Origin of the sequence: Coleofasciculus sp. G3-WIS-01, assembly GCF_040223135.1 — a bacterium.
In the GTDB taxonomy this organism is placed as follows: domain Bacteria; phylum Cyanobacteriota; class Cyanobacteriia; order Cyanobacteriales; family Coleofasciculaceae; genus Coleofasciculus.
On the sequence record NZ_JAVJZI010000070.1, the window covers coordinates 21,510 to 29,462 of the forward strand.

At 43.4% G+C, this 7,953-nt stretch carries 6 protein-coding genes; 5 read left to right on the top strand and 1 reads right to left on the bottom strand.

All coding sequences use genetic code 11. The features are described 5' to 3' along the window. Positions 1-25: 25 nt before the first annotated feature. From RIM23_RS06995 to RIM23_RS07010, 4 genes are all read left to right on the top strand, one after another. Positions 26-1,372, top strand: coding sequence for an AAA family ATPase (locus tag RIM23_RS06995; protein WP_446365668.1), 1,347 nt, complete (start codon positions 26-28; stop codon positions 1,370-1,372). A gap of 74 nt (positions 1,373-1,446) precedes the next feature. Continuing rightward, entirely contained in the window at positions 1,447-2,115 is a 669-nt protein-coding gene (locus tag RIM23_RS07000) for a hypothetical protein (RefSeq protein ID WP_446365670.1), read from the top strand. Between the two features lie 29 nt (positions 2,116-2,144). Continuing rightward, positions 2,145-4,949, top strand: coding sequence for a BPTD_3080 family restriction endonuclease (locus RIM23_RS07005; RefSeq protein WP_446365682.1), 2,805 nt, complete (start codon positions 2,145-2,147; stop codon positions 4,947-4,949). Positions 4,950-5,068: 119 nt separating this feature from the next. Next, a complete protein-coding gene (locus tag RIM23_RS07010) occupies positions 5,069-5,521 on the top strand; it encodes a DoxX family protein (RefSeq protein WP_446365672.1) in 453 nt (150 codons plus the stop codon). A gap of 173 nt (positions 5,522-5,694) precedes the next feature. Here the strand turns inward: RIM23_RS07010 and RIM23_RS07015 are convergent, their stop codons facing one another. Then, positions 5,695-6,561: a shikimate dehydrogenase gene (locus RIM23_RS07015; protein ID WP_446365674.1), complete on the bottom strand. Its 867-nt coding sequence runs from the start codon at positions 6,559-6,561 to the stop codon at positions 5,695-5,697. Positions 6,562-6,738: 177 nt separating this feature from the next. Here RIM23_RS07015 and RIM23_RS07020 point away from each other — a divergent pair, with 177 nt between their 5' ends. Further along, the gene (locus RIM23_RS07020; RefSeq protein WP_446365676.1) at positions 6,739-7,590 is read left to right on the top strand and encodes a hypothetical protein; all 852 of its coding nucleotides are present in this window, start codon (positions 6,739-6,741) and stop codon (positions 7,588-7,590) included. The last annotated feature ends 363 nt before the right edge of the window (positions 7,591-7,953 follow it).

The following is a 7,953-nucleotide window of genomic DNA, read 5'->3' on the forward strand; positions in this document are numbered from 1 at the left end:
AACGTAACCCGGTAAGAGTATATAGATGCTGACCCGAATCAAATTAAAAAATTTTCGCGCCTTCCGAGAGGAAATTGATGTGCGTATTCGACCGATCACCATTCTGATTGGTCGCAACAGTGCGGGAAAATCGACACTCATTAAATTCTTGCTAATGCTTCAGCAAACCCTTGAGTCCAGTGAAGCTGGCTTCTTTGTTACAGAGGGACGACATACAACCCTTGGCACGTTCCAGGATTTGAAAAATTCGATGTCTCGCGGTAAGTCATTTCAATTTACGCTAGAGATTGAAACCAATGATTTACCTGAACCTGCCATTCAGCAAATTAGAGAAGAACTGCAACAAAGTAAACCAATAGAGAATTTAGAAGGCACGAGTGTTGATTTAAACGTCAATTTACGAACATCCTCTACTATTTCCACTCAGGATTCACTGGAACAAGAGACTAGTGTCAGAGTTTCTGCGGAGATACCCGCGAGAGCGTTGCTAGCGCAGTTTTCTATTGTGGGAAGTATTCCCTATAGCAAAAGCCCCAGAGGAAAACATTCCGTTACCTGTAATATTGGCGGCAATAAAATCTTCAAAAAGCAAGAGAATAATATTCGGAGAACAAGGTTCCTGACCTTTCCATTACCCAATAGCCCAGTTGATATTCTTAAATCCGCGTTTGATAATCTTTATTTAGATGGTATACGTCGTGAAATAATATCGATGCGTCATCTTTCCCCAATACGGGAAGAGTCACAAAGAAGTGTCATCTTGGGAAGTCCGCCTCCAGATGATGTCGGTCATCGGGGCGAATATGCGATGCCTCACCTACAAAGACTTCTTAGTGAAGAACGTGGTCAAAGAGCTGAGTTTGTTTTGCAGCAGATGGAATCAGTGGTTGACATTGAAGAAGTCCGATTTGAAGCGCGTGTAAAAGGGTTTATCCCCGAATTTTGTGCCAAGAATAAGCTTACTGGTGCAGAGGCTTACCTGGCTGATTTTGGTTTTGGTGTCAGTCAATGCATTCCTATTTTTGTACAGGGAGCTTTACTCAACCGGGGACAACTGCTAATCGTTGAACAACCGGAAGCTCAAATTCATCCTACGGCTCAGTTGGCAATGGGTTCTTTCTTTGCCGATTTATGGAATCAGCGTCGGGTGCCATCACTTATCGAAACCCATAGTGCAAATCTTATGCTTCGCCTGCGTCGTCTAGTTGCTCATCAGCAATTAAATCCTGATCATGTATCGGTGGCGTATTTCCACACTGAAGATCAGGTAGTAAATGTTAAAAACCTAGATATCAAACCTGATGGCAGTTTAGAAAAGGGTTTGCCAATGGAGTTTTTTGGAGCTGATCTCATAGAAGCATTAGAATTATAATTAACTTGATATTAATTTAGACTTTATTATGAATTGTTCAATAGATGGGTTAGAATTCAAAGTTCGTTTTAGCCATGTCAGAAAATAATAAATCATCTCTAATTGTGATTGATACTAATATATTTGAGCATCTACTCTATGAACCCAAAAATATAGTTTTGGGTAACTGGCAAGCCAAAACCGAAGAAAAACATATTAATCGACTACTCAAGTTTTTACAGAAACAAGATTACAGGCTCTGCCTTGATCAGGGCAAACGGATTAAGAATGAATACAAGCATAGATTGAATTCAAGAATTAGCCAGTCTGACGATGAAAGAGATGAAATCCAAATTTTGAGATACTGGCTCCTTTTCAATGACCATCATTATGTTGATACCGAAATTAACTTACCCTTAGATAAAGCCCTCAAAACCATAATTCTGAATGATGATAATCAACCAGAAACCACAGACTGTATCTTTGTGCATACAGCAGCGCTTAGCTTATGTGACTTAGTGACAAATGATAGTGATTATACCCTCTCAGACGATCAGAAAAAAAGAGGTGACAGCAAAAGGAACCGATCTGATAAAAACAAAAGAAAGAGACGGCAAAAACATAGTAAACTAAAAAGTGATGCCCCGAACCTACCCAGTAGAATTGAACGGATCAAGGAAGAAATCAGGATAAACCTCGATCATGAAGCAACGGACATTCTTACCTCGTTGCAAGCCCATGAGATTTACCTTTACCGCTCTTGACATAACTCGAATTAAGGGAGATATCGATGATGTCTAAAAACAAAATTGACCAACTTATTATAAACTCTCCCTATGAAGAGCCGAAAGAGTATTGGAAATACGATCGCCAAACTCGCCTCTTTAGCCGTGTCCCAGGTAGAAGACCCGCAGGCTACATCATTGCTTCAGAAAGCTCCCAATCCTTCGATGATCCTGGCGAATTCGTTGAAATCCCCCTGGTCAACCAAATCCGCGATCGCGTCAAAGCATGGCGTGAGGAGGGTTATCCTGGTGTTACAGGCATCACTAAACGCCTATTAGAATACTGGTACAACCCAGAAGAGCGAGACTACCCTTTCTTCTTTTGCCAATTAGAAGCCATTGAAACACTAATCTGGCTGACTGAATCACCCCCAGCTCATCGAGTCGGGATAGACATTCCGTCCGATGGTGGAGAGTTCAAACGCCTCTGCTGCAAAATGGCGACGGGTTCTGGCAAAACGATTGTGATGGCAATGCTGATAGCTTGGCAGATTATTAACAAAGCCACCTATCCCCAAGATACTCGCTTTTCTAAATTCATCTTTGTCGTTGCGCCCGGGCTAACCGTCAAAAACCGCCTGCAGGTTTTGATTCCTTCTGCTGAAAATAACTACTACGAAATTTTTAACATCGTTCCTCTTGGTTTATTTGATAAACTGCGCCAGGGCAAAATTTTGATTCGTAACTGGCACGCCCTTAACTGGGAAACCGAAGAACAGATAGCCAAAAAGAAGAGTGTAGATAAGCGTGGCGCTAAAAGTAATGAAGCCTATGCCCAGGAAGTGCTAGGTGAACTGAAAAATGCTAAGAACATTATTGTTATCAACGATGAAGCTCATCACGCATGGCGCATTCCCGCTGAATCTAAAGTGAAAGGGGTCAGAAAAGATGAACTCGAAGAAGCAACAAAATGGGTTGGCGGACTAGATCGGATTCATTCCAGCAGAAGTATTCTAAGTTGCTTTGATTTTTCTGCCACTCCTTTTGCTCCCTCTGGCAAAAAAAGCTCGGAAGAAGCCCTTTTCAGTTGGATTGTGAGTGACTTTGGATTGAATGATGCAATCGAATCGGGTCTAGTAAAAACGCCTCGTGTGGTCATTCGAGATGATGGCAAACTAAACAAAGACTATAAATCTCGCCTCTATCACCTTTACACAGACTCTGAGGTTAAGGATGATGTTAACCGCAGGGCGAAGTCCAATGAGTCTCTTCCCGATCTACTGAATAACGGTTACTACCTTTTGGGACAAGATTGGTTAGAAACTGCCAAAGCTTGGAAACAAGCAAAACATCAAGTTCCGCCAGTCATGATTTCTGTGGCTAATCGCACTGAAACGGCGGCGCGAATTAAGTACGCCTTTGACCACAAAAAAATTCATATCGAAGAACTCTGTATTCCCGAACGAACCCTGCATATCGATTCTAAAGTTCTAGGAATAGCAGAGTCCCAAGAAGATAACATTGAACTGCGAGAGCCTATTCAAGATACCAGTGAAGATGAGATCACAGATGATGAACCCATCCGCCAACTCTCCAAAAAAGAACAAGCCGAGTTGTTGCGGCAAACTGTTGATACAGTAGGACAAGTGGGCAAACCGGGTGAACAAATCCAGAACGTTATCTCTGTTGGCATGCTTTCTGAAGGATGGGATGCCAAAACTGTGACCCACATTATGGGTATTCGTGCCTTTAGCAGCCAGCTCCTGTGTGAACAGGTTGTCGGTAGGGGTTTACGAAGAACAACTTATGAAATTAATCCGGACACAAACTTACTTGAACCTGAATACGTCAACATTTTTGGTGTACCGTTTACATTCCTCCCCCATGAATCAAATGACGGTACTCCACCACCTCCTCCTTCTCCCAAAACAGAAATCAAACCCGTTCCTGAAAAACAACAGTTTGAGATTAGCTTTCCAAACATCATTCGGATTGATTACGTCTATAAGCCAGAACTAAAACTTGATATGAGGCGGGTAGAGTCTCTTGAATTAGATGCATTTGATGTAAGTACTTTGGCAGAATTAGCTCCTCTGGTAGATGGCAAGCCTGATGTGACCAAGATTAAGGAAATTAACCTAGAAGATTTGGGTCGATATCGCCGGATGCAAACAAATACCTTTGAGGCAGCCAGGGATGTTTTCGATCAGATGAAACCTGATTGGAAGGGTAGTAAGGAATACCTGCTTGCCCGATTAATTCAGTTGGTCGAGCAGTTTATCCACTCGGATCGAATTAAAATTTATCCTCCACCTTTAAATCAAGATGAAATTAAGCGTCGCCTCATTATCACTCTTAACTTAAGAAAAATTGTCCAACATATCTGGAGTGCAATATATTATGAAAACACAGAGAAAATTGTTCCAGTTTTCGATCAGGAGAATCCCATCCGATCTACGGCTGATATGCGAACTTGGTACACAGGCAAGCCCTGTGAGTATACTCGGAAGTCTCATATCAACTGCTGCACTTTTGATAGCACCTGGGAAGCTAGTGAAGCATTCGAGCTAGATCGAAATTCTCATGTAGACGCTTGGGTCAAAAATGACCACCTAGGTTTTGATATTTTCTACATATTTGAAGGGGTTATCCGCAAATATCGACCTGATTTCATTATTCGCTTAAAAACGGGTAGTTTTTTAATTATCGAAACTAAGGGTAACATCACTCAGAAAGATGAAGTCAAGCGTGGATTTCTAGAGCAGTGGATTCAAGCTGTTAACCAGCATGGAGGCTTTGGTTATTGGCAACATGACATATCAAGAAGTCCGGCTGATCTGAAAATGATTTTGGATAGAGCCGTATCTCGCTAACGAGAGTTATTTGGGAATTATAGGATCTTACCCTTACTCTCCAATAATAGCTAACTCCCGATAGACGCGCGATCGCGACTCAGCCTCTATCCTGTGATCGTGAGTTTCCTCTATTCCTTATGTCTCAAGCACCAGACAACAGTTATCGCCGCAAAGAAATCCTTCGGGGTGTTCTTGCTGTATGTACCATCATCGTCGGTATCACCCATTTCCTGAAACCTGAGCAATATGCCCGCATCGTTCCCCCACCCTTTCCCCCCTTGACGTCTGTCTACGTGAGCGGGTTCTTCGAGATTCTCGGCGGTATTGGCTTAATGATTCCATTTGTCAGCGTCGCCGCCGCTTGGGGATTGATTGCTCTGTTTATTGCAGTGTTTCCTGCCAATATCTACATGACACTGCATAACATCAAGATTGAAGGAATTCCCCACAGTCAATTGTTTTATTGGATTCGGCTACCTTTTCAAGCCGTGTTAATTGCCTGGGCTTATTGGTATACTCGCCAACCGGAAAAACAAGCTGGCGCATCAGTCGTTGCTGAAAAAATTAAGCCTTTAATTAATCGATCATGATAGAAACCCTTCCCCTTGACAACCATCATCCCCCCTGGCTTAACCGCCTTTAATTTAATTAAGGATAAAATCAGAAAAAATGTTAATTCTGGGGATTGGGTGAAATATGGGTAGAGGCGTTTGCCGTTGGTGTCAACAGTTAATTTCCCAAATGCTTCACCCCTACTTCACCCCTACGAGGAAAAAATTTGTTGCAGGGATTCTCGCATGATCTCAATGGGTGGTGTTTGTTTTAACCAAATTTCTAAGGCGGCTGCACCTTGTTGCACTAACATTTCCAAGCCGTCAATGGGAATCGCGCCTTGTTGTTTGGCTTGTTGCAGAAATTTTGTGGGATTGGGGGTGTAAATTAAATCATACGCGATCGCGCCTTTGGGTAATCCTTGCATTGTCTGTTCATCTACAGGAGATTGCTCCACATGAGGAGACATCCCCACAGGCGTTGTATTCACCAGTAAATCGGCTTGTGGTAGTAATTGTGGCATTTCCTCCCAGGGATAAGCCTGTAGAATTGGATATAAGGGAGTATTTGCCCAACTTTGCTGAAACTGACTTAACTTATCGGGATTACGACCCACAACCCAAATCTCAGGACAACCCAACTGCATACAACCCACGACAACAGCGCGTGCTGCACCGCCATAGCCTAATACTACCGCCTTGGTTTGATGCCAATCTCGCTGATATTGGTTCAAGGGTGCAATAAACCCTAAGACATCGGTATTTGTCCCACTCCACCCTTTATCAGTACGCCAAACGGTGTTCACCGCACCCACGAGTTGGGCGATATCGGATACCTCCGATAACAGGGGGATAATGGCTTGCTTATGGGGAATCGTAATATTAAAGCCTTGCAAACCCATCGCCGCCAACCCCGCCACGGCGACATCTAAATCCTCCGGTTTAACAGGTAGAGGGAGATAGACATAATCCACACCCAACTGTGCGATCGCGCGATTGTGCATAATTGGTGATAGAGAATGCTCCACCGGATGACCAATTAAGCCCAAGAGTTTAGTTGTCCCTGTAATCTGTTGCATTCTGTTATTTTATCAGCCCCTGGGATAAGCTGAATCAAAGGCTCAATTACTTTTCCGGAATATCTAATCAACTGGGGTAATTACGCTAAGGTGTAATAGTACCACCAATGATACTATTATTTCAGATTAATCTGTTCACAGTTGCTAATGAATCACCCAATTCAATAATTTTCTGATATGCTGCGAAAATTTATCATCATTTTCATGTCTTTGTCATTGTGTCTAACCACCCTAGCTTGTGGTTCGGCTTCCGTCAACAAAACTCCAAATAAGACGGTCAATGTTACCTCAAATGCCCAGCAGTTTAGTAATGGGAAATATCCGGTTCAACAAGCCACTTACGATGATGTCAGTGGTGAATATAACCTGATGTTGCTGAATACGCCAGCCGGTACACCCCCTGTTTTTCGTAGTCCAGATTTGCGATTAGCCCGTCTAACCGATGAGGAAATAGCGGCGGGTAAAAAGGCTTATTTGCAGATCGAAAATGGTCAAGCCGATATGTACTTGAGTGAGGACTTTCGGATTGAATATGTCCATAACGTTACCCAAACCCAAACGAATACTCAAACGGGTCAACCGGAAACCGTAATTGTGCGGCGGGAATCCAGTTTCTGGACACCATTTGCAGGCGCTATGGCGGGTCAAGCCTTGGGGAGTTTATTATTTCGACCCAGCTATTATGTACCCCCTGTTTATCAACCGGGTGGGATAATGACTGGATATGGTGGATATGGAAGCACCTACTCCCAAGCGGTAGACCGATATCAAGCCCGTCATAATCAACCACCACCTGCGGTAAAAAATCGTCAAGCCTTCCGCAGTACAGGTCAATTAAGACGCTCATCTGATACATCTGCAACGGCTGACAAAAATCGCCAAACAGGTAATCGGGCGACAGGTTCAGGTTTCGGATCTAGTAATTTGCGCCCTTCTAATAAATCTGATTCGACGCGCAGGAATCGTTCCGGTGGTTTTGGTAGCAATTCTGGCAGCCGTCAGCGTTCGACGGGAAGGAGACGGCGTTAGAATTTGTCATTTGTCATTGGTCATTTGTCATTTGTCATTGGTCATTTGTCATTGGTCATTTGTAGGGGCGGGTTTAGGGACAATTGTAGGGGCGGGTTTAGGGACTAAATTCAGCTACCCACCGATAACGGAACAACAAAACCCGCCCTCCCCACCGATAAATGAACAACAAAACCCGCCCTCCCCACCCATAACGGTACAACAAAACCCCCCCCCCCCCCCGCAAACCGCACCACAAAACCCCCCCCCACCAAAGAAAAAAGACCAAAGACGAACACCACCGTAAACAATAATTGCCCACGTAAAGAAATGCTTTATAATCGCCTCCCAAAGCTTCTACAATATTAAGGGTATTAGAAATCA